A 744-nucleotide genomic window follows, 5' to 3' on the forward strand; every position below is an offset into this window, starting at 1 on the left:
GCAGAAAAGGCGCAGCAAATCGGCAGCTATAACCATCATCCCGTCATGTGGCTCAACGAAGCAGATGTCGAGCAGAGTTTAGAAATGCACTCGCTGCGTGAGTGTTTGCATTTTCCTGAGCTCTCTTTTCGTCTCATGAGCAAAGCCATTCAATATGGCCATATGACGCAAACAATGCGTTTTTGTCCTCAGTGTGGTGGACGCAATCACCTTAATCACAACCAACTCGCGATGCAGTGTGGGGAATGCCGGACCTTGCATTACCCGAGAATTTTTCCCATGTATTATTGTTGCGGTGCGAAAGCAGCAGCGTATTTTGTTGGCACAGCACCCCAGACACCGCAATGGTATGTATACCGTGATCGCTGGTTTTGTAGAGGTTGGTGAAACATTGGAACAGTGCGTCGCTCGAGAGGTGAAAGAAGAAACCGGCATTGAAGTGACCAACATTCGTTACTTTGGTAGTCAACCATGGGCCTTTCCTTCCAGTATGATGATGGCCTTTTTGGCGGATTACCACGCCGGAGAGTTGAAACCAGACTACAGCGAGTTAGCGGATGCTAAATGGTTCGCCAGTGACAATTTGCCCCCCGTCGCACCAACAGGCACGATAGCTAGAGCGTTAATAGAACAAACGTTGCTTAATATGGGATCTGACTCGTAACTGTATAAAATAACAGCGCTTAATCATTTTTGAGACACTTTTATGTATACTCTAATCGGGATGTTATTCTGTAATGATAA

Annotated in this window: 1 pseudogene; it reads left to right on the plus strand. The window is 46.4% G+C overall.

From position 1 onward, the window contains the following. A pseudogene (gene nudC, locus CIK04_RS24675) lies at positions 1 to 664 on the plus strand (NAD(+) diphosphatase); the annotation flags it as partial. Between the last annotated feature and the right edge of the window lie 80 nt (positions 665 to 744).

It is taken from the genome of Vibrio sp. 03_296 (assembly GCF_002265885.1).